Annotated in this window: 31 protein-coding genes and 1 pseudogene; 16 read left to right on the forward strand and 16 right to left on the reverse strand. The window is 55.3% G+C overall.

Annotation, left to right across the window (positions count from 1 at the left end; all coding sequences use genetic code 11):
- Positions 1 to 29: 29 nt before the first annotated feature.
- The 10 genes from V2154_RS14765 to V2154_RS14810 are packed head-to-tail and all read right to left on the reverse strand — an operon-like array spanning position 30 to position 7,207.
- Positions 30 to 488: a phage virion morphogenesis protein gene (locus tag V2154_RS14765; protein WP_215758281.1), complete on the reverse strand. Its 459-nt coding sequence runs from the start codon at positions 486 to 488 to the stop codon at positions 30 to 32.
- Entirely contained in the window at positions 475 to 1,311 is an 837-nt protein-coding gene (locus V2154_RS14770) for a phage head morphogenesis protein (protein WP_215758283.1), read from the reverse strand. Before V2154_RS14770 ends, V2154_RS14765 begins: the two co-directional genes overlap by 14 nt.
- A complete protein-coding gene (locus V2154_RS14775; RefSeq protein ID WP_181241299.1) occupies positions 1,292 to 2,791 on the reverse strand; it encodes a DUF935 domain-containing protein in 1,500 nt (499 codons plus the stop codon). The genes V2154_RS14770 and V2154_RS14775 overlap by 20 nt, the downstream gene beginning before the upstream one ends.
- A complete protein-coding gene (locus tag V2154_RS14780; protein WP_063924543.1) occupies positions 2,791 to 4,314 on the reverse strand; it encodes a hypothetical protein in 1,524 nt (507 codons plus the stop codon). The genes V2154_RS14775 and V2154_RS14780 overlap by 1 nt, the downstream gene beginning before the upstream one ends.
- Entirely contained in the window at positions 4,311 to 4,856 is a 546-nt protein-coding gene (locus tag V2154_RS14785) for a DUF3486 family protein (RefSeq protein WP_032636387.1), read from the reverse strand. Before V2154_RS14785 ends, V2154_RS14780 begins: the two co-directional genes overlap by 4 nt.
- Positions 4,856 to 5,167, reverse strand: coding sequence for a hypothetical protein (locus V2154_RS14790; RefSeq protein WP_215758284.1), 312 nt, complete (start codon positions 5,165 to 5,167; stop codon positions 4,856 to 4,858). The genes V2154_RS14785 and V2154_RS14790 overlap by 1 nt, the downstream gene beginning before the upstream one ends.
- A complete protein-coding gene (locus tag V2154_RS14795; protein ID WP_032636385.1) occupies positions 5,160 to 5,492 on the reverse strand; it encodes a hypothetical protein in 333 nt (110 codons plus the stop codon). The genes V2154_RS14790 and V2154_RS14795 overlap by 8 nt, the downstream gene beginning before the upstream one ends.
- Positions 5,489 to 6,103, reverse strand: coding sequence for a hypothetical protein (locus V2154_RS14800; RefSeq protein WP_247752888.1), 615 nt, complete (start codon positions 6,101 to 6,103; stop codon positions 5,489 to 5,491). The genes V2154_RS14795 and V2154_RS14800 overlap by 4 nt, the downstream gene beginning before the upstream one ends.
- 28 nt (positions 6,104 to 6,131) lie before the next feature.
- Positions 6,132 to 6,854 (reverse strand): transglycosylase SLT domain-containing protein, encoded by a 723-nt coding sequence (locus tag V2154_RS14805; RefSeq protein ID WP_063924541.1) that lies wholly within the window; start codon positions 6,852 to 6,854, stop codon positions 6,132 to 6,134.
- Between the two features lie 2 nt (positions 6,855 to 6,856).
- The gene (locus tag V2154_RS14810) at positions 6,857 to 7,207 is read right to left on the reverse strand and encodes a putative holin (protein ID WP_032636382.1); all 351 of its coding nucleotides are present in this window, start codon (positions 7,205 to 7,207) and stop codon (positions 6,857 to 6,859) included.
- A gap of 179 nt (positions 7,208 to 7,386) precedes the next feature.
- Between V2154_RS14810 and V2154_RS14815 the strand changes: the two genes are divergently transcribed.
- Positions 7,387 to 7,644, forward strand: coding sequence for a hypothetical protein (locus V2154_RS14815; protein ID WP_112778218.1), 258 nt, complete (start codon positions 7,387 to 7,389; stop codon positions 7,642 to 7,644).
- Positions 7,645 to 7,664: 20 nt separating this feature from the next.
- Here the strand turns inward: V2154_RS14815 and V2154_RS14820 are convergent, their stop codons facing one another.
- Positions 7,665 to 8,225 (reverse strand): DUF2441 domain-containing protein, encoded by a 561-nt coding sequence (locus V2154_RS14820; RefSeq protein WP_181241297.1) that lies wholly within the window; start codon positions 8,223 to 8,225, stop codon positions 7,665 to 7,667.
- A gap of 249 nt (positions 8,226 to 8,474) precedes the next feature.
- Between V2154_RS14820 and V2154_RS14825 the strand changes: the two genes are divergently transcribed.
- Positions 8,475 to 9,245 (forward strand): DNA adenine methylase, encoded by a 771-nt coding sequence (locus V2154_RS14825; RefSeq protein WP_063862482.1) that lies wholly within the window; start codon positions 8,475 to 8,477, stop codon positions 9,243 to 9,245.
- A 63-nt stretch (positions 9,246 to 9,308) separates the two neighbouring features.
- Here V2154_RS14825 and V2154_RS14830 read toward each other — a convergent pair whose 3' ends face one another.
- The gene (locus V2154_RS14830) at positions 9,309 to 9,749 is read right to left on the reverse strand and encodes a hypothetical protein (RefSeq protein ID WP_242462318.1); all 441 of its coding nucleotides are present in this window, start codon (positions 9,747 to 9,749) and stop codon (positions 9,309 to 9,311) included.
- A gap of 35 nt (positions 9,750 to 9,784) precedes the next feature.
- Entirely contained in the window at positions 9,785 to 10,201 is a 417-nt protein-coding gene (locus V2154_RS14835) for a helix-turn-helix transcriptional regulator (RefSeq protein WP_181241296.1), read from the reverse strand.
- 89 nt (positions 10,202 to 10,290) lie between these two features.
- Between V2154_RS14835 and V2154_RS14840 the strand changes: the two genes are divergently transcribed.
- The 13 genes from V2154_RS14840 (at position 10,291) to V2154_RS14900 (ending at position 17,834) form a co-directional block, all read left to right on the forward strand.
- Positions 10,291 to 10,515, forward strand: a complete 225-nt coding sequence (locus tag V2154_RS14840) for a helix-turn-helix domain-containing protein (protein WP_032636378.1) — start codon at positions 10,291 to 10,293, stop codon at positions 10,513 to 10,515.
- Positions 10,512 to 10,817 carry a helix-turn-helix domain-containing protein gene (locus V2154_RS14845; RefSeq protein WP_032636376.1) on the forward strand — a complete coding sequence of 102 codons (306 nt, stop codon included), beginning with the start codon at positions 10,512 to 10,514 and terminating at the stop codon, positions 10,815 to 10,817. Before V2154_RS14840 ends, V2154_RS14845 begins: the two co-directional genes overlap by 4 nt.
- Positions 10,818 to 10,826: 9 nt before the next feature.
- Complete coding sequence (locus tag V2154_RS14850) at positions 10,827 to 11,735, forward strand: DUF3102 domain-containing protein (protein ID WP_181241295.1); 909 nt, start codon at positions 10,827 to 10,829, stop codon at positions 11,733 to 11,735.
- A gap of 3 nt (positions 11,736 to 11,738) precedes the next feature.
- Positions 11,739 to 13,508: a DDE-type integrase/transposase/recombinase gene (locus V2154_RS14855; RefSeq protein WP_261287259.1), complete on the forward strand. Its 1,770-nt coding sequence runs from the start codon at positions 11,739 to 11,741 to the stop codon at positions 13,506 to 13,508.
- Positions 13,509 to 13,518: 10 nt separating this feature from the next.
- Entirely contained in the window at positions 13,519 to 14,685 is a 1,167-nt protein-coding gene (locus tag V2154_RS14860) for an ExeA family protein (RefSeq protein ID WP_063616858.1), read from the forward strand.
- A gap of 2 nt (positions 14,686 to 14,687) precedes the next feature.
- Complete coding sequence (locus V2154_RS14865) at positions 14,688 to 14,957, forward strand: HI_1482 family protein (protein ID WP_063616857.1); 270 nt, start codon at positions 14,688 to 14,690, stop codon at positions 14,955 to 14,957.
- A gap of 17 nt (positions 14,958 to 14,974) precedes the next feature.
- Positions 14,975 to 15,586 carry a DUF3164 family protein gene (locus V2154_RS14870; RefSeq protein ID WP_032636370.1) on the forward strand — a complete coding sequence of 204 codons (612 nt, stop codon included), beginning with the start codon at positions 14,975 to 14,977 and terminating at the stop codon, positions 15,584 to 15,586.
- 77 nt (positions 15,587 to 15,663) lie between these two features.
- Positions 15,664 to 15,852 (forward strand): hypothetical protein, encoded by a 189-nt coding sequence (locus V2154_RS14875; protein WP_105322816.1) that lies wholly within the window; start codon positions 15,664 to 15,666, stop codon positions 15,850 to 15,852.
- Positions 15,849 to 16,145: a nucleoside triphosphate pyrophosphohydrolase family protein gene (locus tag V2154_RS14880; protein ID WP_215757827.1), complete on the forward strand. Its 297-nt coding sequence runs from the start codon at positions 15,849 to 15,851 to the stop codon at positions 16,143 to 16,145. The genes V2154_RS14875 and V2154_RS14880 overlap by 4 nt, the downstream gene beginning before the upstream one ends.
- Complete coding sequence (locus tag V2154_RS14885) at positions 16,132 to 16,818, forward strand: DUF2786 domain-containing protein (RefSeq protein WP_063945678.1); 687 nt, start codon at positions 16,132 to 16,134, stop codon at positions 16,816 to 16,818. The genes V2154_RS14880 and V2154_RS14885 overlap by 14 nt, the downstream gene beginning before the upstream one ends.
- Complete coding sequence (locus tag V2154_RS14890) at positions 16,818 to 17,030, forward strand: hypothetical protein (RefSeq protein ID WP_267957280.1); 213 nt, start codon at positions 16,818 to 16,820, stop codon at positions 17,028 to 17,030. Before V2154_RS14885 ends, V2154_RS14890 begins: the two co-directional genes overlap by 1 nt.
- On the forward strand, positions 17,023 to 17,448 hold the full coding sequence (locus V2154_RS14895) for a gp16 family protein (RefSeq protein WP_215757826.1): 426 nt from the start codon (positions 17,023 to 17,025) through the stop codon (positions 17,446 to 17,448). The genes V2154_RS14890 and V2154_RS14895 overlap by 8 nt, the downstream gene beginning before the upstream one ends.
- On the forward strand, positions 17,445 to 17,834 hold the full coding sequence (locus tag V2154_RS14900; protein ID WP_032636363.1) for a Mor transcription activator family protein: 390 nt from the start codon (positions 17,445 to 17,447) through the stop codon (positions 17,832 to 17,834). Before V2154_RS14895 ends, V2154_RS14900 begins: the two co-directional genes overlap by 4 nt.
- A 163-nt stretch (positions 17,835 to 17,997) precedes the next feature.
- Here V2154_RS14900 and V2154_RS14905 read toward each other — a convergent pair.
- A pseudogene (locus V2154_RS14905) lies at positions 17,998 to 18,522 on the reverse strand (LysR family transcriptional regulator); the annotation flags it as partial.
- A gap of 101 nt (positions 18,523 to 18,623) precedes the next feature.
- On the opposite strand from V2154_RS14905, the gene V2154_RS14910 reads away from it, so the two are divergent.
- Positions 18,624 to 19,628, forward strand: coding sequence for a bile acid:sodium symporter family protein (locus tag V2154_RS14910; protein WP_353502865.1), 1,005 nt, complete (start codon positions 18,624 to 18,626; stop codon positions 19,626 to 19,628).
- Positions 19,629 to 19,685: 57 nt separating this feature from the next.
- Here the strand turns inward: V2154_RS14910 and V2154_RS14915 are convergent, their stop codons facing one another.
- A complete protein-coding gene (locus V2154_RS14915; protein WP_034792015.1) occupies positions 19,686 to 19,928 on the reverse strand; it encodes a DUF3820 family protein in 243 nt (80 codons plus the stop codon).
- Positions 19,929 to 19,933: 5 nt separating this feature from the next.
- Positions 19,934 to 21,955 carry an NAD-dependent DNA ligase LigA gene (ligA, locus tag V2154_RS14920; RefSeq protein WP_353502866.1) on the reverse strand — a complete coding sequence of 674 codons (2,022 nt, stop codon included), beginning with the start codon at positions 21,953 to 21,955 and terminating at the stop codon, positions 19,934 to 19,936.
- Positions 21,956 to 22,031 lie beyond the last annotated feature (76 nt).

The raw sequence follows: 22,031 nt of genomic DNA on the forward strand, positions 1-22,031 counted from the left end.
GGTAAATCGCCCGCCCCGGAGGGTTAAAATCAACGACGGGCCGCAGATTCAAGATGACGCACAATCGTATCAAGAATGGGAACGACCACATCAGACTGCAGCTCACCGTCCCCTGTCATCGGCAGGAACGGACGCGCCGGAAGCTCAACGGACTCATTGCGCCCCGTTTTACCACCGAACTGGTGAATCGGACCATAAACGACGTTAGTACCAACCGCTGCCTGCCTGTCGTCATGGTCTGTAGATACTGACCCCATCAGCCGTCCGGTGAGTTGCAGCGTCTGACCATCACGATCCTGCGCGGCGAGCGACGGCGTCCAGCCCGGACGGCCCTCATCCAGAAAGTTAAACTGCGTTTCCGCCAGCAGGGTTCCGGCGATTTTGCGCATCGCAGGCTCCAGGTCTGTGGCAGCTAAATCCAGCGCCCGCAGACTCCGGCGCAGGGACTCATCGTTAATGGTGATATTGACCAGATTATTGGAAGCCATCGTATCCTCTCAGTTCCCGCTGTGCCAGCGGTTGTAGCGTGCCCTGATAACGGGCAAGGTCAGGACGGTAAGCCGCACCCGGCGCATAAGACCAGCCGACGTCGGTGGCCACCTTCGTGGTACCGGTGTTGAAGGTGGCGACGTTCTGCATCTCGCCGGTTTTCTCCGACACCAGCTTCAGCTCCCAGCCCATAGCAGAACCTGAATTCACCACCTTCAAACCACGGGCGCGCACATCTGCCGCGCTCAGGGCAATCACCCCACAGCGACAGCGCCAGCCGTTCGGCGGGTAGAACGCCTGCCAGAACGGGTCATCATAACGCAGCACCAGATTGTGAAGCAGCAGATGCGCCTTGCGGGTATGGCTGTCGTTGATGCCGGTATACATCCAGTACGGCCTGTCGTCGACGTTCTCCATCTGTTCGGCCCAGCGCCCGGCGCTGTAGAGCACGGACATATTGGTGCGAAAGATGGTGTCGAGACGCCACGGGCTACCCTGCTGGATAGTCACCGGCTCACCCGTTACCGGGTCGGTGGTGTCACGCGGCCCCCACCATCCCTTACGCTGCAGCTCCGGCTCCAGCTCCTTTCTGAACCAGCGGTCTGTCTTCCCCTCGTCCAGCGCTTTCTGCAGGGCGCTTCGGATATCCTCCAGAATATCGAGGCGGGTCACTTTGGCGACGGTAAAAGCGCGGGCATGCGCATCCTGCCACATCTCCTCCCAGTCCCAGGTGATTTTATACCCTTTGGATTTCAGGTAACTGATAGCCCGCTTCGGGGGAAGCGTCATGCAGTACGCCAGCTCAGCCGTGGTCACGCTCATGCAGACGCCCCCAGAGTGTTGAGACAAACAGGATACGGGCCAGCCGCTCCTGCAGGTCATCCGCGTTCATCTGCGGGTACAGTTCGGCCAGCGAACCCAGCAGCGCCGAGGGGTTAACACCGCCTTCAACCTGCTTAAACAGCGGTGCCAGCACAGGCTCAAGCACGCCGTTTAACGAGCCGCCGTTCATCAGAATATCCAGCGCATCATCCAGATCCTGCTGAGCCTGAATATCGGCATCAATCGCCTCGGCGAACGACAGCGGCAGTATGTTGTTCTTCTGGCGTTCTGACGGCGGTGTCTCGTCAATATCACCGTCCAGCAGCTGGTACTCGCGTTTGAAGTATTGCGACGTGAAGACCACACCGGCGCGGCTGAGTTTCTCATCGCGGGTGGCCTGCGTATCGTCGACCGTTCCCTGTTCCCACATCTTCCAGACGGGGCTGGCCACATCGCCAAAGTTCAGCGAGACGGCCTGACGGATAACCTGATTCACTGCACTCACTACAATCTCGGCGTCGGCATCGCGGATATCACTGGTGACTTCCAGCCCGGCCTGCGCAGAGGCGCGGTTGCTGTTCGCCTCGGTGGTCTGGTTCTGCCCCAGCAGGGCAATAGAGATTTCACTGCGGGCGAGCGTAATCAGATTCTGGTAAATATCGCTGCTGTCGGCTTTGCCTGCGGCCTCTTTGATTTCGATAGAGGAATCATCAGGAATAGCCGCCACGGCGTCCTCGACCATCGCCTCCATGGAATCCAGCAGCAGGTCAATCTCGCCCTGAGCCGTACCGCGTGGATGCTTACCGATAACCCACGGCGAGCCAAATTTCTCGGCAAAGCGCACCCAGAACTTCATCCCGCCTTTCTTGAACGTCACAGGCCAGAAGCACATCGACAAATCAGGGAAGCCATACGGGTTGTCGTAGGTCGCATCCTGACGCGGTACCACGAATTTATTCAGTGGTACGGGTTCGCCCTCCAGCCCGGCGTCTTTAGCCCGGAATCGCAGCAGGTTGTCGTTGTCGAACTGGAACCACTCGGGTGGTTTGCCCACGATGTCGGTGATGGCCCAGGACTTAACGGAACGGCCCCACATGATTTCACAGGGCTGGTATCCGTAGAGCACGGCGTCGGTCATCTCGCCGATGATGCGGGAGATATCGAGGTCGTCGAGCATGTCATTAATAAAGCTGAATACCCGCTCCGGGGCATGACCACGCTCAAGCCCACGCTCCAGCGACTTAACCGCAGCTTTACGTCGGCGGATACAGCCACCAACCAGCGGGTCGGTACGCAGCTCGCGATAGATGCGGATATCCCGGCCCTGTGATTTGAGAATAGGATCGGGATTGGGCAGGTACATACCCAGACCGAAGAAGTCGATGGAGCGGCTGCGTGATGCAATCTGCTCCGTCAGCGTCTTGTTCGGCTCGGCAAAGCTGACAAATTCATTGGGTGAAACCCAGAGTCCACGCGGCATCAATAACCCTCCAGCATACGGGCCGACTGGCGACGACGGCGTGAGCTTGCCTTCACCGGCCCTTTGTTAATTTCACGGCTGGCAAAGTACGCCAGCGCCAGCGAGATAGCCGAGTCCCCGTGGCGCTTGCCACTGTCCGACTTCGCTTTTGACCGCTGTTCAGGCACGCGGGGAACGCCGTTAACCACCTGAACGGCCCGCAGGTCATCCAGCGTGTCTTCATCCTTCGGCAAATCAATCAGGTTGCCATCCTCCAGCGCCGCCTTAACCGGCGGCATATGCTCGCGGTACCAGCTCTCGGTAGGCATAACCTGCTTCACCCGGCTGGAGCCGTAGCGCTGCATGGCGTATTCAGCGAGGTAAGAGCCGTTACCACGGGCATCAAGTGCCGCGCCCATCAGGTTTGGCAGACCGTCCATCAGGTACCAGGTGATTTGTTCCTGCTGCTTGAACGGCACATTACGCAGCTCCATCACGAACGGTACGCGGCGTACCAGGTTCTTCTCCTGCAGCAGTGGATAGTCCACCGACAGGTCACCGCTGCGGCCAAAGTCACGCCCTAAAAATGAGCGGGCATCAGCGGGGAGCGCCTCCAGCAGCGGCTTCAGATTCTCATCCAGCCAGTCCTGTGTATCACTGAAGCGCTCAGCGTCGGGCTTCAGCTCGTAGCCCTCAGGGCAGGTCAGACGCAGCACCGGCGTATCGGGTGACATACGGGACTCAATCAGAGCGCGGGACAGCCAGGCACCGCCGCCATTGGCCGGGATACAGTCAAGCTCTTCGGATGCGCCGGTGCCGTAGAACTTGTACACCGACGCCATCCACGCCTGTTCAGCGTCCTGCGTCCATTCCTTCCCGGTTCGCAGGCAGACACGGTGAAACAAACCCTGCGCAACGGCTTCTTTGAAGGCAATTCGCTGTACGCTGCCCCCCTGACGTCCGGCACGGATATCGCCAATAAGCGTATTGAACGGGTTGTCGTCACCGTCATGGGTAGAGATAACGCGCACCTTACCGCCCCAGATAAGCATCGCCAGCGCCGCTTTCAGCAGTTCATCCAGTTGCTCATGGAACGCGGCCTCATCAATAACGATAATGCCCTGACGGCCACGCAGGTTAGACGGGCGACTGGACAGCGCGACAACGCGGAAGCCGGAGTCGGGAAACTTGATGGTGTAGGTCTTGATATGCTTATCGTCTTCGTCCTCTTCCCAGAAACCTTCTTCAATCTCGCTGGCGGCGTAGTTGAATGCCCGCGCCCACATGGCACAGGCCTGGATATACTCAACGGTCATGTCCTGGTTATAGGCAATGTAATAGACGTTCATGCCACCCGCAGGTGCCGAAGAGGCAGCGGTCAGCACGTTATCGGATGCTTCAGCCCAGGTAATACCGGTACGGCGACTCTTTTCAATCACCTTGAGCGGAGAGGTATCTGCCACCCAGCGCTGCTGGTAAGGCATCAGAACAGCGGGCACATCCAGCGCCGAGGTATCAGGCAAAACGGGAGCAAGCTGACTCATGTGGCAATCCCCAGAATTTCACGTCGCAGCGCCTGTACGGCATCAGCAGACAGGCCACCCTTGCGGGCAATCTTCTCGGCATTACCCGCCGCCAGTCGGGCGCGGTCACGGACTTCGCTCTGAAATTTCTTCAGGTTGACGGAGGCGCGGGACAGCGTGGCCACGTTTTTAGCGACCTTGGACAGCAGCGCCACGCGCTCTTTGGGGTCGACTTCGCCTTCTTCTGCTTCCTGCAGCTGGACGATACTCTCGAACAGCTCGGTCTGGATCAGGGCGATGACGGCTTCCGAACGCGCATCCTGATCGTCAGCCGCCCCCTCGGTCAGCATACGGGCCGCTTCGGTGGCCGCACGGATGGCACCATAGCGGCGCTCAATCTTCTGGCCATAGCGATGAATAGCTGATTTGCTGATGACGTAACCCTGCTCACGCAGCAGCGATTCCAGTTCGGAATAGCCGCTGAAGCCGGATTCATTCAGCGCCCGCTCAAGCCAGCGCCGCACGTTTTCCGGCAGCTTATCTATCGTGCTGCGTCTGGCCATCATTCACTCCAGTACTTTCCCGGGCGGGCAATGCCGGGGCCGCATTCAACGGTATATTCCACCAGGTCAACACCGAGGCGGGTCAGATCGGCAAACCAGTCGCCGGACGGCTTCTTCTCCAGATCAACCATCTTGCGGTCAGCCAGATAGTCCAGCTCCCGACGCAGCTCAAGATGCGTGGTGTCCGGGTAGATGGCGCGGGACACATCCAGCAGCAGCGTTTCGCTGGCGGTATACGGGCGGGTTTTGTTCAGAGCGACCAGCAGACTCCAGCGCAGGGATTCCCGGCGCACGCGGGCGATATCAACCATGGTGACCTCCTGTATGACGGTACTGTTGTACCACTTCCAGTTTGTTGTAAAGTGCGTCCAGCTTGGCCTCGATGACCGTCTGACCCCGGATATAATCCTCGCGACGGACATAGTTGAGGGGCAGTTCAGCCCGGAAGCGCATAAATTCTTTTTCCAGCTCACCCCAGTTGGAGGCGGACTGCTGCAGCGACTGCTCAAGCGAGGCGAATCGCGCCGCCTGACGCTCCTCAGCCTTGCCAAATAACCATTTGGCGATGCCGCCGACAAAACTCATAAAGGTGATGAGAAAGCCCACCACCGTCCAGAATTCAACCTGCAACGTCATTTCTGTAATCCTTCTCGTTCATCCAGCAGACCGTTTATCTGGCCTCGCCAGACGCGGCACTGTCTGGCGTTGTCGATGATGTTGGCGAGGACGTCACGCTGTGAGACGCCTGAGTTGCGTAGCCCGGCGTCAGGGGCTTCAGGAGGCCGGGGCGCTGTGCCAGCACCGGGGATAGCGGTGGTAGTGCTGCCTGTATGACCGCTGTCGACGGTTGCGTCGTCATATCCGAGGGCTGCGTTGTACTGGCGCACGAAACCGCGAGTAAACACGCACTCAATGGGATGGCTCTTACCTTTTTCATCAATCCAGCGCTGTGTGACATCATCAATTTTCTCTTTTAGTTGTTGGTTCTGGTTTTCAAGCAGCGATACCTGCTCAAGGTAATCGGCCTCTGCCTGATGGCCTGCGGCTACCTGCTCCTGATAGCGTTTTGCCCAGGCCCGCAGCGCGGTGTTCTCCATCTCCGTCTGCTCACGGCGGTAGGTATCGAACTGCGACTGCAGCTGACTGAGTGAGGCATTCCCGTCGCGCTCAGCGCTGTCGTGTCCCTCGCTGTAGCCCCAGCGGTAGAGGCCATACACTACGCCCGCAACCGCAACGGCCAGCAGCATGCCTCGCCATGGGAGTTTTTTTATCAGGCTAGTCCACACAGCTGCCGCCTCCCCAGGTGAGATAGCGCGGGGCCAGTTCGTGCAGGATGCGCTGCGGATAGTGACGGTTCTCCCGCCAGTTGGCAGCGCTGCGCCCGGCATTCACCGTGGCGACATGCTCAAACCAGCGGGTACCGTCCAGCCCGTTCTGCACGGCCAGACGCTTATCACGCTGTACCCAGCCCAGTCCGCCGTTGTATCCCGACAGCGTCATGGCCATCCGCTCACAGTTATTGGCGGCACTGACGCGCTGCCACAGCCAGCGGTCATAGCTGACCAGCGCCCGGATGGCCCATGCAGGATTAAACGGCTCGCGGCTGTTCAGCCCCGGTACCATCTGGCTGATCCAGTCGGCAGTGGCAGGCATAAACTGTGCCATCCCCTGAGCACCCACCGGCGATACGGCATCGGGTCGCCATCCACTCTCCTGATGCAGCTGCGCGGCAAAGTCTGCCACCGGCGCTGACATCCCCCATTCAAGCCGGGCATTACGGATCACATCGGCGCGGTACTGCAGGGCTGCGTGCGGAGGCTGTGCCGCTCTGGCCTGGCTGAAGAAACCACCGCACCAGAGCAGCCAGGCGATCACCAGGTTGCCAGCAAGCTGCCACCAGAAGCTATGCCTGTCGTTGCGTGGTTCACCATGCTTGATGGCGGTCACGCCCAGACCAAAGGCCAGCAGGATGATGAGTGTGATTTGAGGCCAGCTCATGGTTACAGTCCCGTCGCCACGGCCAGACAGACCGCTGCAACAATCAGCGCTCGGCGGATCAATGCGGCAGAAAAGACCAGGTGGAGACCTGTCTGTACCGGGTAACGACCAGACGCCATCAGCGTTTCATCATGCTTCAGGTACTGGCCGGGGCGGGCTTTGGGGAACAACGAACGATCGAGCCAGTAGCCGAGTACCGCGGCGAGCGTGATGAGCGACAGCTTGTAGACCACCACCGGCAGCTGCTGCGGCGATACCAGACCGATGGTACCGAGCAGCAGCACAGCGGTCAGCAGCCAGCCGCTGAGTCGGGGCTTTTTAACGGTGGGAATAATTTTCTTCAGGTTTTTCATGGTGCGTCTCCTTGTTGTGTGGGAGACAGCATCACAAATGTCGGGGGAAAGGGATTTTAAACAGCGTTAATAGTGAAGCGATGGGGCAAAACGCATGATTACTTTGAAAGAACGACAAGCCGGGTGCACCAATACCTGACTAGCCAACAAACACAGATATTTTTCTGAAGGGGAAACGTATGACTTCGGCAACGGCTAAATCAAGCTCACTCTGCCTGATGGGGATCACCTGCGATGAGTATGAAACTGCGGCAAAAATTTACACCCTCAGCGTCAATGCTGACAATCTTGCAGAGGCAATAAGAGAGATGCAAACCGCGCTTGAGCAGGTGGAGAAAACGCCACGAATGCTCCCTGAAAATAAGCTGAAAGGAATACTCATTGGACAGATAAGACTGACCATCAGCGCCAATCCAAAAAGCAGATCGGCTTGCTAACTATCTGGCCGTCATATTGCTCATTCCGTTACCCGCCTGCCTGTTGATGCCGGAAGTGGGATCAGTATCTCCCAGAATGGATCTTCACCATTTGCATAGGTAAGACTTTCACCTGACCAGTACAGATGCGCCCGACGATATATATCCAGAAGCGGACCATCGCTGTTAAGCAGTCTCATATCACCACGGTGAACAGGGTTCTGGTTCCTTACTTCATATATCGGCGCTGTCCGTATTCCATCATCACCACGCTCGTTGGCCAGCAATTCCCTGAATTGTTTAACCTCACTGATTTCCTGACAGGCAAACAGCGACTGATATCGGGACGGTTTATCAGGAAAGTCGCTACGCCGTACAAGTTCAAGGATGAGACCAATCAGTAAGGCGCTGTCCCTTTGATGGTCTTCATCGAAAAGCGCAGGGTTGTAGAGGTAGTTATGGCCGTGCTTTGACAACCCTTCTGGATACATTTGATTCAGGAAATCAGCCAGCTCTGGCTGTTTTGGGGTGTAGTGACGCAGCGGTATCTCATGGAGTGAACGCAGGCTATTAGCGGAATCAAGCGTGTAATACTTTTCCAACGGAAGGTACATCCTTATCAAATCAGCTAAATGACGTGCTCTTATGCCGCCATCCAGTAAACCGCATTAATAGCATGCGGGTATCCCTAAGCCTCATCCTGACAGTGAAAGAACGACCAGCCCGGTGCGTCAACACCGGGCTGGCCATCAACCCACAGATATGCGCTGTGAGCCAACCAGGGTTCAGTCAGTCTCGCGAGACCGGACTAGCCTGCCATATTTTCACTGACTGTAAAAGGCTTACGGATAATGAAAGAACAATCTTTGCCCATCGTTCCATGGATCGGCGGTAAACGCCGTCTGGCCAAACATATTTTGCCGCTTTTCCCAGCTCATACCTGTTATGTAGAGCCATTCAGCGGCGCAGCTGCTCTGTATTTTCTCAAGACCCCCAGCAAGACCGAAGTAATCAACGATATCAATGGGGAACTCGTGAACTTATACCGGGTAGTGAAACACCATCTGGAAGAGTTTGTCCGGCAGTTTAAATGGGCGCTGGTGAGTCGCCAGATCTACAAATGGTTGCAGGATACGCCAGAAGAAACACTGACTGATATACAGCGTGCAGCCCGGTTCTACTACCTCCAGAAGCAGGCATTTGGCGGCAAGGTTGCAGATCACACCTTTGGTACCTCCACCACCAGTGCGCCACGCTTTAACCTGCTGCGCATCGAGGAGGAGTTGTCGATGGCGCACCTACGCCTGTCGAGAACATTGATAGAACATCTGGACTGGCAACAATGCATAAAGCGCTATGACCGCCCCCATACGCTGTTTTACTGCGACCCACCATACTGGGGAACGGAAGGCTACGGCGTGGAGTTTGGGCTGGAAAACTATGACCACATGGCGGAACTGGCGCGTAGTATCAAAGGGAAGATGATTATTTCGGTGAACGATATCCCAGAAATGCGGCAGGCATTCGACGGCCTGAATATCCAGACGGTGGATATCAGTTACAACCTTAAAGTCACCGGGAAAGCCTCACGACGGAAAGAGTTAGTGATTTGTAATTTTTGACGGTTAGGCGAGCAAAGGAGGTGAAGTTTCTACACCACCTCCTTCATCTCGAAGTGAGTGCGACTAACGGGATTTTTCTTTATCGAGTTTTATGACCATATCACCACCGGGTACATCCATTCTGTCGAGACAAACGGACTGGCAGGCTGATTTAGATATTTTCACTTCATGGGCATTATTCGATATAAATAAGAAGCAGTTATTCCCAGAGGCAGCGTAATCATTCGGGATATTATTATCGTCTTTGATATGGAATTGCACTGTTGTTATTGGCCGCATGCTGTCATCAGACACCTCAAACTTATCGAAATTAACAGCATATTTGTCCAGACCTGGGCACTGTTGGCGAATAAAAGGCAGCTCGCGCTTTACAATCGGATTATCGGTCTCAACACTAAAGACAGCGTGATCTGCTGCTGAGCTTTGTACGTCAGTAGGGTCAGCATTATCTCCACACCCAGCCAGAAGAAAAATCGTTGGTAATAGAAATTTTCGTATAGTCATATTATTAGCTCTTCAATGTTCTTAATAGGAACAAATTAACCCACATTTTTTAAATTTTTAAGCTTTGAGGACAACTCCTGAAGTTGCTTTTCCATCTCAATTACACGCTGTTTTTCTTCAGCGCCTCGCATGAGATCTCGTCGAACCTCAGGGTCGAGCTGATTTAATAGCTCAAGCATTTTAAGGTCTGCTTGACTGAAGCTTTGCGTTGCTGGTTCAGCCTTTGGCACCTCACTCTCATCCTCCCCCTTGCCGGTTAGTAACCAGTCAAGGGAGATTCCCCTTTCCTCAGCAATGTTTATGCAAATTGAATAAGGCACAGAGTCTCGCTTTCTCCAGCTAGCTAAAGTCTGTCTGTTAACGTTCAGCGCCCGAGCCAGCTCACTGTCGTTATCGACATTAAACAGTGACATGAGTCGCAGAAGCACTGCATCAACGGCCTTTTTATTCATTTCAAATAAATCCCACTTGAGTTATTCATTTTGAATAAGTACACTTATTCATATTGAGTACATCATAACCCAACAGGAACACGGTGCATATGAACAAACAACAGGTTCGAGCACGACTGGTTGAACGGGGCAGCAGCCTGCGCCAGTTCGCGCTTAACGCAGGCTATGAGCCGCGAACTGTCACCCAAGCGGTAAGCCGCTGGGCTGGCAAAAATGAGCTTCCTCGTGGACGTCTGACGTATCGCATTCTGCGCGATCTGTCTGTCGTGATCGGCAAAGAAGTTACACCGGGCATCCTTCAGGAGGCCTCATGAGCAAAACAAATATTTCCAGCTCTGGCTCTCGCATCTTGCGAGTTCTTAAAGCGCTTCGCGGTCATGCCCTGAACGGTGTTTCAAACGGTGAGTTGGCCTCAGCCCTCGGAGAATCACCGGCCAATATCAACCGGGCGTTGAATACCCTTATTGAAGAAGGTCTTGCACTGAAACTCGACAACGGCCGCTTTGCACCTGGCGTCCAGCTTTTGCAAATCGCCATGGCGCACAGCAGCGAGATGGCTCGGGCACAAGATCGCATCAATGAAATTAACCAGCGCGTCATGGCTGGCAGCCGCTAAGGAGAAATTATGGGACGTACAAAATCACAATCAGTTGAATTAGTTGAAGATGCACCACTAGGCGGCGACCTTAACATCAGCCTCAATGCAATGACTGAACATCGCCTTGAAATCATGCAGCAGTTTGGTGATGGCCTGCCGTATGAACGAGATCGTATCGTACATGAGACGCGTTTTTACATGGCGCAGAGTGCGGAAGCCATGCTTGAAGCGGGTAAGAGGCTGGTTATTCTTAAAGAGAATGAACCGCATGGTGACTTTATTGAAATAGTTGAATCTCAGTTATCTCTACCAAAGCGGACTGCACAGGTAATGATGCAGGCATCACTCAAATATCTTTCCCCAAAACTTGAATCAAAAGCGCAAGCGCTTGCGCTTTTGGGAAAAACAAAACTCTTCGAGTTGATGACCGAAGATGATGACGATCTGGTCGAATTGGCTGATGGTGGCACTGTTGCCGGTATGACACTTGACGATATCGATCGCATGACCAGCCGTGAACTGAAAGCTGCATTGCGCGAAGCCCGCGAAACCAACTCAGCACAGCAGCGTGTTCTCGCTGACAAGAATGAGAAGATTGACGCGCTCTCCACCAAACTAGAGAAAAAATCCCGTATCCAGCCACCCAAGCCTGACGAAGAGGTGAAGAAACTGCGGGCTGAGGTAACAGCATTATCCACTGAAGCGGAATCAGCCATCACCGTTCGCCTTTTCAGTGCGTTTGAAACTCTGTGCGCATATTGCGCAGAAAATCAGATTGATACGCCCAAAGATTTTATGGCAGGGCTTGTTTGTGAGCTGGAATATGCCGCCCGCAGCCTTCGTTCGACCTTTGACCTTCCAGATACACCGACAGGCAACGCTGCTCCAGCCTGGCTGACTGAGCCAGAACCTGAGATTAACCGGCAGGAGGCGTAACCGATGAGCGCCGCCCTGACTGAACGACTGGTTTCTGTTGCCCGCGCGGCACGTGACGCGGGGCATGGAAAGCGCGGTGCGGTATATGACGCAGCCTGCGCTGAACTGGGCTTCTCCCGCGCCACACTACTGCGCAAGCTGAAGGAGGTATCTGTGACTGATAAACGTAAAAAACGCGTTGATGCCGGACGCAGCGCCCTGAGTCGCGAAGAAGCCGCGCTGATATCCGCCACGCTGCGCGAGGCCACCCGTAAGAACGGTAAGCGGCTGTATTCCATCGCTGATGCGGTGGAAACCCTGCGCACTAACGGCTTTATCTCCGCAGGCAGAGCGGATGAAGAAACCGGCGAGTTCTTCCCGTTGTCTGAGGACACCATCAGCCGCGCCCTGCGTAACTACGGCCTGCACCCGGAACAGCTGGACGCACCGGCACCATCCTCCGAGATGGCCAGCCTGCATCCTAACCACGTCTGGGAGATTGATGCGTCGCTTTGTACGCTTTACTACCTGAGCAACGGCCATAAGGGATTGCAGGTGATGGACAGCGCGAAGTTCTACAAGAACAAGCCTGCCAACATCGCACGTATCGCCAGTGATCGCGTGTGGAGCTATGAGATTACCGACCATACCAGCGGCTGGATTTACGTTGAGTACGTGATGGGCGCTGAGTCCGGTGAGAACCTCTGCTCCGTTCTTATCAATGCGATGCAGGAACGCGGTGGCGCGGATGTGCTGCACGGTGTGCCGAAAATACTCTACCTCGACCCCGGCTCGGCGAACACTGCCGGTATGACGAAAAACATGTGCCGCTCGCTGGGCATCAACCTGATAGCGCACAAACCGCATAACGCCCGTGCGACTGGCCAGGTGGAAAAAGCCCGCGACATTATCGAACGCAAGCTGGAGCCGGGGTTGAAATTCCAGCCGGTCAACAGCCTGGAAGAGCTGAACACACTGGCTGTGAAATGGCGCAGCCACTTTAACGCTACAGCAGTTCACAGCCGCCACCGTAAAACCCGCACAGATATCTGGCTGAAAATTACCGCCGAACAACTTCTTAAAGCACCATCTGTTGAGGTCTGTCGCGAACTTGCCGTCGCCGCGCCGGAAAGCCGTAAGGTGACGTCAAAACTGCGCGTACCGTTCAGGGGTATCGAATACGACGTCTCTGCAGTGCCAGGCGTGATGGTAGGCGAGAAACTGATGATTACCCGTAATCCATGGCGCACCGACGCCGCACAGGTTGTTCTGACTGGCGAAGACGGCCACGAGATGTTCTTCCTGGTCGATGAAGTGAAAAAGAATGAATTCGGTTTTGCCGAGAAAGCGGCTGTCTTTGGCGAAAGCCATAAGGCAGTAGCGGACACCCCGGCGCAGACAGCGGCAAAAGAGATTGAACAGCTTGTCACCGGCACAGAAAACGCCACTGATGCCGCAGCGGCGCGTAAAGCGAAAGCGCTGCCGTTCGGCGGCAGGCTTGACCCTTACAAGCATATTGACGACACCACGTTGCCGACTTATATGCCGCGCCGTGGGCAGGCTTCTGAAGTGCGTAGCCCCCGTGTTGAGCAGCGCCCTTTGACTCACGTTGAAGCCGCGAAGGTACTGCGTGAGAAGTTCACAGCAAGTGGGCACAAGTGGACGCCGGAGCACTACCGCCAGTTAGCGGCACAGTACCCGGATGGCGTACCGGAAGTTGCGCTGGATGAGGTGATGGTCACCCTGACCACTCCGGCCCGCAGCAGCGTTATCAGCATCGTTAACGGCAACTGAGGAGGAAGACATGCTGGTACTGAAGCAACAACTGAAAGAGGCCCGCATCCCGCAGGCGGTGGTGGCGAGAGCCGTTGCCGTTTCCGAGGCCACGCTGGCCCAGATTGTGAACCATAACGAGTGGCCCCGCACCAGCCCGGAGGAGGTGCGCCAGCGTCTGGCGTCTTATCTGGAAAGTCAGGGAATTGATACAGCGAAAAGTTTTGATGCTGCACAGGGCGCTGTCACGCCCCGTACAGCGGGCACTACCGATAAAACCAACCTCAGTGAGGAAGAGAACATGTTACTCAAAAAGCAGGTGTTATTTCCAGCAACTAAAAAAGCGTTTGGCCTATTCCGTGACCCGTTTGCCGATGATGCCATGCAGGGCGCGGAGGATGTGTTCACCACGCCCGATATCCGCTATGTGCGTGAAGCGCTTTACCAGACCGCCCGCCACGGTGGCTTTATGGCGGTTATCGGTGAGTCCGGTGCGGGTAAATCCACGCTGCGCCGCGACCTGATTGAACGCATCAACCGTGAGAATGCGCCAGTGGTGGTCATTGAACCCTACATCATCGCCATGGAAGACAATGACGTGAAAGGGAAGACCCTGAAGGCGGCGGCTATCGCCGAGGCCATCGTCAGCACCATCGCGCCGCTGGAGAATATCAAGCGCAGTCAGGACGCCCGTTTTCGCCAGTTGCACCGCGTACTGAAAGACAGCTGCTCAGCGGGTTTCAACCACGTACTGGTGATTGAGGAAGCCCACAGCCTACCGATCCCAACTTTAAAGCATCTCAAACGTTTCTTTGAGCTGGAGTCCGGGTTTAAACGGTTGCTGTCCATCGTGCTGATTGGCCAGCCGGAGCTGGCAGACAAACTTTCCGAACGCAACATGGAGGTACGTGAAGTCGTACAGCGCTGCGAGGTGGTTGAACTGTTGCCACTGGACAACAGCCTCGAAGAGTTTCTGGCGTTCAAGCTGCAACGCGCCGGTAAGCAGCTGGCCGACGTTATGGACGCCAGCGCGGTGGACGCCATTCGCGCCCGCCTGAGCAATCTGGGCAGCAACCGTAAAAGCATGGTCAGCCTGCTGTATCCGCTGGCCGTCAGTAACCTGGTGATAGCCGCCATGAATCTGGCTGCTGAAATCGGGGTTCCACAGGTTAACGCGGACGTCGTCAAAGGGGTGTAACAATGAAATGCATCACCGATATCAACCAGCAGCTGCACCATTTGCAGTCTGCCATCGCAGCGCTGAACGCCATGAACAGCACCGTTCAGAGCATCATGATTGTAGGCAGTAAGCCGGTCATCCGCATCGCCAGAAACGGCCACTGTGCCCGCCTGCTGGCGCAGGGGAAAGCAAGTTATATCCATGTTGGCCATGACGGTTCAGGCCGCTTTCGTCAGGGCGTCTTTGAGTTGCATGGCTGCCGGATTACCTGGTCAGAATCATTACATTAACCACAAGGTGAACAAAAATGAGCGAAATAAACAAAGACGAATATATGAAAGACCGCAAAGGCCGTCTGGTGCCGGTTGCGCAGGTGTCCGATTACGATCTGGCGATGGATTCCTTTGTCAAAGAGCAGGTCGCGGCAGCTAAGGTCAAAAGTGCTGACCTCAGCGACTTCAAGCAGCGTGCTTTTGATGAGTGCTATGCCTGGCTTGACCTCGTGGCCGAGAAGTACGGCAGAACACGTGGCGGGGTTAAGGGTAACGTAACCTTCAGCAGCTTTGACGGCAGTGAACAAATCACTATCCGTGTGCAGGAAACCCTGACTTTCGGGCCTGAGTTGCAGATTGCCAAAGACCTGATTGACGAGTGCGTTACCGAGTGGTCTGAAGGCGCGAACGCCAACCTGCGGGCCATCATTGGTGACGCCTTCCAGGTTGATAAAGAGGGCCAGCTTAATACCGGGCGTATTCTTTCCCTGCGCCGGGTCAAAATTCAGGACGAACGCTGGAACCGGGCGATGGAGGCCATATCGGAATCACTGCAGGTAGCCATGTCCAAAACCTATATTAATTTCCGGGAGAAAGACAAACACGGGAAGCTAATTAATATCCCGTTAGATATCGCTGCCATTTAATTTTAATTCAATTTTTTTTATTTCGGCGTCAGCGCCGTGGGTTTCTGCACGCCGAAAACAGCTTTAAGGAATTAAACATGTCCATCAAATGTACCAACTGCCAGAAAGGTATTACCACCATGAAGTTCAGCGAGGCCAGCGTCATTACCTCCGGTAAATACCGTGTCCCTGCGGTTCTCGTCACGCTGGTATGCCCGCACTGCAGCCAGCACTACTACACAGAAGTCCCAGCAATGGAATTCATCCCCTGCGAGGCGAAACAATGAAAGGCATGAAATTATATAACCGCTCCACTATATACGGTCTGGCCCTTAAAACCTTTGGCCCTGAAGCACAGGCGCTGAAGCTGATGGAAGAAGCCGCCGAACTGGCCGCTGCTGCCGCCCGCAACATGAACGGACTGGGCAGTGAAGTTGACCTGGCTGGCGAACTGGCCGACGTTGAAATCATGATTGAACAGTTCCGCCTCAACGGGATGGGCCTGATGATTGACTTTCATAAGCAGAAAAAGCTGGAACGCCTTGCTGAACGTCTGGGGGTGACTTATGCCACAGAATAATGAAAAGCAGCTGGAGAAATTAAAAAAACTGCTGGCGCTGGCCAAATCTGACAATCCCCATGAGGCTGCGCTGGCCCTACAACGCGCACAGAAGCTGATGCAGGCCTATAACATCACCCAGGCTGACCTCGCACTCAGTGATATTGATGAAAGCGTCAGTAACTACTGGGCTGCCGGTAGCGTTAATCCGCCGCGTTATATGCTGGGCCTGCTGGATATTATCCAGGTGGCATTTGGGGTTAAGTCTATTATTCACTCTGGTTTTAAACCCAGCGTTGGCTTTTACGGTAATAAAGACCGCGTGGAACTGGCCTCATACACATGGGAGGTACTGGCCAGACAATTAATAGCAGCACGTAAAAGCTATATCGGGCAGCAGAATAAAAGGATCAAGAACAAAACCAAAACCAGCCGTGGTGACAAATTTGCCGAAGGCTGGGTTCTGGCCGTGCGCAGCGAAGTCCATTTATTTGCTATGTCCCGCGAGGAACGGGAGCTGGCTAAACTCTGGCTTGAGCAGAAATACCCGGAATCAGGTACAACCATGGGCCGTGAGGCCGGGAAATCCCGTGACGCAGACATGTCCCGCCACCTTGGCTACAGAGAAGGCGAGAACATCAGGCTGCACCAGCCAGTCCACGGACAGGAACAGCGGAAACTGGGGGCACAATAATGGCCGAATTCATTGTATCGGGTGTGTTCTGGTATGGATTTGTGGGCTGGTGTACCGCTCAGCTGCACCTTTATATGGGCTTTTATGCGCGTTATCAGGGGGCGAAACGTTGGATTAGCTGGTCAGTTATCTGCCTGCTCTGGCCATTAACCCTGCCGCTTTTTGTCGACTTTGTTAGCCAACAGGATGCTGGGGGCGACAGCCATGACTAAACAACAGTTAATCCAACTTATTCACATTGCCCGTAATGACCTGAAGATGGATGAAGATACCTACCGCCAGATGTTGCAGGGGCTAACCGGTAGGGCTTCAACCAAAGGGATGGATTTTCCGCAGCTAACTAAAGTGCTGGAGTCCATGAAAAAGAAAGGATTCAGGGTTAAGCCTGCCGGAAACGCTAAAACCGGTATTGCGCTGGATGACCATCCACAGTCCCGCAAAATACGTGCTCTCTGGCTAGATATGGCTGCGGAAGGCTTTATCCGCGACAGTTCTGAACTCTCGCTGGCACGTTGGGTGAAACGGGAAACCGGTGTTGACGGGTTACGCTGGCTGAACTCGGAACAGGCCAGCAGTGTTATTGAGAAGCTCAAAAAGTGGCATTACCGGACAACGGGGAAACGAACATGAGCGACCATAGCCAGTTTCGCAGTAAAGGGCCTGAATTGCTGGTTGAACTTGCCCAGCATACCGCTACAACGGTGCGTGAAATCATCGAGATTGACATCGCAGTGGCTGACCAAATCGGCGAGGCAGTAGCCAACCGCATGATGCAGGTCTGGGGCGGGCAGAACGTGTATTTCCCGATGGGCATGGTCTGGAAGGTAAGCCAGCGCGACAGGGAAATCTTCCTGGAGTTCGACGGACGCAACCATCACGAGCTGGCCCGCAAGTTTGGCGTTTCGCTACAGTGGATCTACAGCGTGGTGAAACGGGTTAAAAGAGAAGAACTGGATCGGATGCAGGGTAAGCTGTTTGATGGTGAACCTGATGACGATGCCGGAACACGGGAGTAAAATCACTGTTCAGGCTGGTTCGAACTTGTTTTTTTTCGGGCCGGTCTGATTTTCACATACTGTAAGGTTATTGCACATTCCATCCAGTCTCTTCCCATGTTGACCCAGCTCATCCCATAATTATCTCACTAATTCCCTGTCATTTATCTCAAGTCTAATCAGCATGGTCTTGATGGCACAGCAATAAGAACGGCTCGTGCAAAATAATCTCGCCCTCAAGGTCTGGGCTAATCCCCGGTTCGATCACAATGCCAAAATCCACTTCGGCATTGCGCACGCTGTTCAACACCAGCCGCTGTGCCTGGTCGCGCAACAAGATGGTGATATCGGGGTAATTCTTTTGGCTACGGGCGATGCAGCTCGGCATAAGCTGGGCGGAAATAGTTTGGCTGGCGGCTATGCGCACGCGACCATTGTGCTGCGTGCCAAAGCTGCGGGTATCGAGCAGCATCGCGTGCAGCTCATCGAGCAGTGGCTCAACGCGACTTGCCAGCCGCTGGCCGGCATTGGTGAGAATCACCTCGCGCGTGGTTCTGTCCAGCAAACGCACGCCCACCTCGGCCTCCAGCTCTTTCATACTGTGGCTTATGGCAGACTGACTCAGCCCAATGGCGTCCCCTGCCCGGCTGAAACTTTGGTAGCGCGCCACGGCGACAAACACCCGCAACTGCTTGAGAGAGTAGTTCATGAATAAATTTCATCAATGCATTAAATAAATCAATTTTTTAATTGTATATCAGCGATTCAAAATAGCGGCATGGCTTTATTCCTTTTCATGCAGAGAAACTCATGCGCTTTTTACCCGACCGCTTTACTCAAACGCTGATTGGCACCGTGCTGCTGGCAACCTTCCTACCCGCCAGCGGCGTGTTTGTCGCCTTCTTCAATAACCTGACTATCTTCGCCATCGGCCTGCTGTTCTTTATGCACGGCGCGAAGCTGTCGCGCGAAGCCATCTTCGCCGGCAGTAATAACTGGCGGCTGCACCTGTGGGTGATGTGCAGCACCTTTATCATCTTCCCGGTGCTCGGGCTGCTGTTCCAGTGGTGGCACCCGATTGATGTCAGCCCGCAAATCTACAGTGGCTTTGTCTATCTGTGCATTCTGCCCGCCACCGTGCAGTCGGCGATTGCCTTTACTTCCATGGCCGGGGGCAACGTGGCGGCGGCGGTGTGTAGCGCTTCTGCATCCAGCCTGTTGGGTATTTTTGTCTCGCCGCTGCTGGTTGGTCTGTTGATGCACGTGCAGGGCACTACCGGCGACAGCTTGCAGCAGGTGTGGCACATTATGCTGCAACTGCTGGTGCCGTTTGTGGCCGGGCACCTGCTGCGCCCGCTGATTGGCGGCTTTGTCGAGCGTCACCGTAAAATGATTGGTAAGACGGACCAGACTTCCATCCTGCTGGTGGTCTACACCGCGTTTAGCGAGGCGGTAACTCAGGGGATTTGGCATCAGGTGGGGCTGGGTTCGCTGCTGTTTATCGTGGTCTTCAGCTTGGTATTGCTGGCCTTTATTCTGGTTATCAATACCTATATGGCGCGCTGGATGGGCTTTAGCAAGGCTGACGAGATAACCATCGTATTTTGTGGCTCGAAGAAGAGTCTGGCGAACGGCATTCCGATGGCGAATATTTTGTTCCCGGTCAGCGCAATTGGCATGATGGTGCTGCCGCTGATGATTTTCCATCAGGTGCAGCTAATGACCTGCGCCGTGCTGGCGAAACGCTACCAGCGTAAACAGCTGGCGAAGCAGCAGTCAGAGCCAGAAGCACAGGTTCAGGCAAGAATGAACTGAGTTGATTTAGCTTGAAACAGAAAGCAGAAGGCGCTGAAATCAGCGCCTTCTTTTATTTTACTCGTCAGTGCCGGAAAGCCCCGGCCCGCCTCGGCGCAGTGGGTTAATCAGGCTCTGCAAGCCTTCACTTTTGATCGCCAGCGTAAGCTGCATCAGCTCACCAAGCTTGCCCGCCGGGAATTCATCTTTGCGCGCAAACCACAGCAAATACTCTTCGGGTAAATCAATCAGCACGCGCCCGGCGTACTTGCCGAAGGGCATTTTCATGTTGGCGATTTCGATTAAATCTTCCTTTTCCATGGCCATTAATCACCCAGCAGGCGGATCATTTCCGCTTCGTCGATAACCTCGATGCCCAGCTCCTGCGCCTTGGCTAGTTTCGAGCCAGCCGCTTCGCCCGCAATCACTAAATCGGTCTTCTTCGACACGCTGCCAGACACTTTAGCGCCCAGCGCGGTGAGGCGATCTTTGGCTTCGTCTCGGGAGAGAATCGACAGCGAGCCGGTCAGCACCACGGTTTTCCCGGCGAACGGGCTATCAATCTCTTCGGCAATCACCACTACCGGAGCAGGCCAGTGAATGTTGATTTCCGGGCTGAGTAGCTCCTCAATCACCTGCTGGTTGTGCTCTTCGGAGAGGAAGTTGACCACGTGCTTGGCCACCACGTCGCCGACGTCCTGCACGCCTTTCAGCGATTCCACGTCGGCCGCGCGCAGTGCCTCGATAGAGCCATAGTGCGCCGCCAGATTCGCCGCCGTCGCCTCGCCCACCTCGCGAATACCCAGCGCATAGAGGAAGCGAGCCAGCGTAGTTTCTTTGGCTTTTTCCAGCGCGTTCACCACGTTTTGCGCTGATTTCGGCCCCATTCGGTCCAAACCGGTGAGCTTGCCCGCGCTCAGGCGGAACAGGTCTGCCGGGTTTTTGACATACTCTTTTTCCACCAGTTGGTCGATTATCTTGTCGCCCATGCCGTCGACGTCCAAGGCGCGGCGCGAGACGAAATGCTTCAAGGCTTCTTTACGCTGCGCCCCGCAAATCAGTCCGCCGGTACAGCGCGCCACGGCCTCGCCTTCCACGCGTTCGACGTCGGAATTACACACCGGGCAGTGGGTTGGGAAGACCACTTCGCGGGCGTTTTCAGGGCGCTCGGCCAGCACCACGCCGACGACCTGCGGGATAACGTCACCGGCGCGGCGAATGATCACCGTGTCGCCAATGCGCAGGCCCAGACGCTCGATTTCATCCGCATTGTGCAGCGTGGCGTTACTCACCATCACCCCAGCAACCTGAACCGGCTCAAGGCGCGCAACGGGGGTAATCGCCCCGGTGCGCCCGACTTGAAACTCAACATCCTTCACCAAAGTGATCTGCTCTTGGGCCGGGAATTTAAAAGCGGTGGCCCAGCGCGGCGCGCGCGCCACAAAGCCCAGAGTCTCTTGGATATCTAAGGAATCAATCTTGACCACCACGCCGTCGATATCAAAACCGAGCGTAGCGCGGTCTGCCTCTACTTGGCGATAGAAGGCCAGAACCTCATCTCGACCGGTACACAGCTGGGTGCGATCGCTAACCGGCAGGCCCCAGGCTTTGAACTGCTGCAATCGGGCGATATGGCTGCGCGGCAGCTCGCCGCCTTCCAGCAGGCCCACGCCGTAGCAGAAGAAGGTCAGCGGGCGCTTTGCCGTGATGCGCGGATCAAGCTGGCGCAAAGAACCAGCGGCGGCGTTACGCGGGTTAGCGAACACTTTCCCGCCTGTCCGGCGCGCCTCTTCATTTAAGGCTTCAAAACCGGGCTGGGGCATAAAGACTTCGCCTCGCACTTCGAGCCGGGCGGGGATATTCTCTCCCTGCAAGCGCAGAGGAATGGCGCGGATGGTGCGCACGTTGGCGGTAATGTTCTCGCCGGTGGTGCCGTCGCCGCGGGTGGCGGCCTGCACTAGCTCACCGTTTTCATACAGCAGGCTGACCGCCAGACCATCGAGCTTTAGCTCGCAGCAGAAGGTCAACGGCTCGGTGGTTTTCAGACGGTCCTGAACGCGTTTATAGAAAGCCAGATAGCTCTCTTCATCAAACACGTTATCCAGCGACAGCATCGGCACCTGATGCTTGACCTGCTCGAAAGCTGAAATGGGTGCCGCGCCGACGCGCTGAGTCGGGGAATCGGCGGTGATCAGCTGCGGATTGGCCTCTTCTAATGCGCGCAGTTCGCGCATCAGGCGGTCATATTCGGCATCGGGTATTTCAGGGGCGTCCAGCACGTGATACTGGTATTCATGATGGCGTAACTGGGTGCGTAATTGATTGATTTGATTTTCGATTGTGGCCATGAGTCACCATGAAGATAAAAAACCCCCGACAAGCGGGGGTCATTGGAAGGACTGAATATCTGGATACGCCCGGCGC

Source organism: Ewingella sp. CoE-038-23 (genome assembly GCF_040419245.1).
Classification (GTDB): domain Bacteria; phylum Pseudomonadota; class Gammaproteobacteria; order Enterobacterales; family Enterobacteriaceae; genus Ewingella; species Ewingella allii.

Excerpts from the sequence above, each read along its gene's own strand:
- V2154_RS14900 (WP_032636363.1), top strand. The coding sequence starts at position 17,445 with ATGAGCGACCATAGCCAGTTTCGCAGTAAAGGGCCTGAATTGCTGGTT.
- ligA (WP_353502866.1), bottom strand. The coding sequence starts at position 21,955 with ATGGCCACAATCGAAAATCAAATCAATCAATTACGCACCCAGTTACGC.
- V2154_RS14870 (WP_032636370.1), top strand. The coding sequence starts at position 14,975 with ATGAGCGAAATAAACAAAGACGAATATATGAAAGACCGCAAAGGCCGT.
- V2154_RS14805 (WP_063924541.1), bottom strand. The coding sequence starts at position 6,854 with ATGAGCTGGCCTCAAATCACACTCATCATCCTGCTGGCCTTTGGTCTG.
- V2154_RS14840 (WP_032636378.1), top strand. The coding sequence starts at position 10,291 with ATGAACAAACAACAGGTTCGAGCACGACTGGTTGAACGGGGCAGCAGC.
- V2154_RS14890 (WP_267957280.1), top strand. The coding sequence starts at position 16,818 with ATGGCCGAATTCATTGTATCGGGTGTGTTCTGGTATGGATTTGTGGGC.
- V2154_RS14885 (WP_063945678.1), top strand. The coding sequence starts at position 16,132 with ATGCCACAGAATAATGAAAAGCAGCTGGAGAAATTAAAAAAACTGCTG.
- V2154_RS14850 (WP_181241295.1), top strand. The coding sequence starts at position 10,827 with ATGGGACGTACAAAATCACAATCAGTTGAATTAGTTGAAGATGCACCA.
- V2154_RS14845 (WP_032636376.1), top strand. The coding sequence starts at position 10,512 with ATGAGCAAAACAAATATTTCCAGCTCTGGCTCTCGCATCTTGCGAGTT.
- V2154_RS14830 (WP_242462318.1), bottom strand. The coding sequence starts at position 9,749 with ATGACTATACGAAAATTTCTATTACCAACGATTTTTCTTCTGGCTGGG.
- V2154_RS14915 (WP_034792015.1), bottom strand. The coding sequence starts at position 19,928 with ATGGAAAAGGAAGATTTAATCGAAATCGCCAACATGAAAATGCCCTTC.
- V2154_RS14825 (WP_063862482.1), top strand. The coding sequence starts at position 8,475 with ATGAAAGAACAATCTTTGCCCATCGTTCCATGGATCGGCGGTAAACGC.
- V2154_RS14910 (WP_353502865.1), top strand. The coding sequence starts at position 18,624 with ATGCGCTTTTTACCCGACCGCTTTACTCAAACGCTGATTGGCACCGTG.
- V2154_RS14860 (WP_063616858.1), top strand. The coding sequence starts at position 13,519 with ATGCTGGTACTGAAGCAACAACTGAAAGAGGCCCGCATCCCGCAGGCG.
- V2154_RS14880 (WP_215757827.1), top strand. The coding sequence starts at position 15,849 with ATGAAAGGCATGAAATTATATAACCGCTCCACTATATACGGTCTGGCC.
- V2154_RS14875 (WP_105322816.1), top strand. The coding sequence starts at position 15,664 with ATGTCCATCAAATGTACCAACTGCCAGAAAGGTATTACCACCATGAAG.
- V2154_RS14790 (WP_215758284.1), bottom strand. The coding sequence starts at position 5,167 with ATGGTTGATATCGCCCGCGTGCGCCGGGAATCCCTGCGCTGGAGTCTG.
- V2154_RS14775 (WP_181241299.1), bottom strand. The coding sequence starts at position 2,791 with ATGCCGCGTGGACTCTGGGTTTCACCCAATGAATTTGTCAGCTTTGCC.
- V2154_RS14770 (WP_215758283.1), bottom strand. The coding sequence starts at position 1,311 with ATGAGCGTGACCACGGCTGAGCTGGCGTACTGCATGACGCTTCCCCCG.
- V2154_RS14780 (WP_063924543.1), bottom strand. The coding sequence starts at position 4,314 with ATGAGTCAGCTTGCTCCCGTTTTGCCTGATACCTCGGCGCTGGATGTG.
- V2154_RS14765 (WP_215758281.1), bottom strand. The coding sequence starts at position 488 with ATGGCTTCCAATAATCTGGTCAATATCACCATTAACGATGAGTCCCTG.
- V2154_RS14795 (WP_032636385.1), bottom strand. The coding sequence starts at position 5,492 with ATGACGTTGCAGGTTGAATTCTGGACGGTGGTGGGCTTTCTCATCACC.
- V2154_RS14855 (WP_261287259.1), top strand. The coding sequence starts at position 11,739 with ATGAGCGCCGCCCTGACTGAACGACTGGTTTCTGTTGCCCGCGCGGCA.
- V2154_RS14810 (WP_032636382.1), bottom strand. The coding sequence starts at position 7,207 with ATGAAAAACCTGAAGAAAATTATTCCCACCGTTAAAAAGCCCCGACTC.
- V2154_RS14785 (WP_032636387.1), bottom strand. The coding sequence starts at position 4,856 with ATGGCCAGACGCAGCACGATAGATAAGCTGCCGGAAAACGTGCGGCGC.
- V2154_RS14800 (WP_247752888.1), bottom strand. The coding sequence starts at position 6,103 with ATGCTGCTGGCCGTTGCGGTTGCGGGCGTAGTGTATGGCCTCTACCGC.
- V2154_RS14815 (WP_112778218.1), top strand. The coding sequence starts at position 7,387 with ATGACTTCGGCAACGGCTAAATCAAGCTCACTCTGCCTGATGGGGATC.
- V2154_RS14895 (WP_215757826.1), top strand. The coding sequence starts at position 17,023 with ATGACTAAACAACAGTTAATCCAACTTATTCACATTGCCCGTAATGAC.
- V2154_RS14865 (WP_063616857.1), top strand. The coding sequence starts at position 14,688 with ATGAAATGCATCACCGATATCAACCAGCAGCTGCACCATTTGCAGTCT.
- V2154_RS14835 (WP_181241296.1), bottom strand. The coding sequence starts at position 10,201 with ATGAATAAAAAGGCCGTTGATGCAGTGCTTCTGCGACTCATGTCACTG.